Source organism: Vibrio sp. 1580, from assembly GCF_033340055.1.
In genome coordinates this window covers 1-637 of the sequence record NZ_JAWOVT010000383.1, presented here as the reverse complement: position 1 = coordinate 637, position 637 = coordinate 1, and the positions used below count along the sequence as shown (strand labels likewise).

1 protein-coding gene is annotated in these 637 nt (G+C 52.3%); it reads right to left on the bottom strand.

Annotation, left to right across the window (positions count from 1 at the left end; genetic code table 11):
* A partial coding sequence (locus R7093_RS26140) for a GspE/PulE family protein (RefSeq protein ID WP_318147139.1) occupies nucleotides 1-637 on the bottom strand: 637 nt, incomplete at both ends.

The following is a 637-nucleotide window of genomic DNA, read 5'->3' as shown; positions in this document are numbered from 1 at the left end:
CTTGCACCGCAATTTGCGCGGCTTCTAAGTCACGGATCTCACCAACCATCACCACATCCGGGTCCTGACGTAAGATGGCCCGTAGACCACGTGCAAATGTCATGTCGACTTTCGGGTTAACTTGAGTCTGGCCAATGCCATCGATATCAAATTCGATTGGGTCTTCCACCGTCAGAATGTTGCGCTCGTTGCTGTTGATTTCTTGCAAGCCGGCGTACAAAGTGGTCGATTTACCAGAGCCCGTAGGGCCGGTCACCAAAATGATACCGTGTGGGCGACCAATGAGGTGACGGAAGTTGTCGTGTACCGAAGGAGTCATGCCCAAACTATGCAGGTCAAGGCGCGTTGCGTTTTTATCTAACAGACGCATTACCACTCGTGCACCGTGAGAGGATGGCATGGTAGAAACACGCACGTCGACCGCTCGGCCACCAATACGTAGTGAGATACGACCATCTTGAGGCACACGCTTTTCAGCAATATCGAGCTTCGCCATAACCTTCACACGCGACACCAACAACGGCGCAAGCTTACGACTCGGCGTCAAGACTTCACGCAGAACGCCGTCGACACGGAAGCGGATAGAAAGCGTCTTTTCAAACGTTTCGATATGGATATCGGACGCACCTTCTTTGAT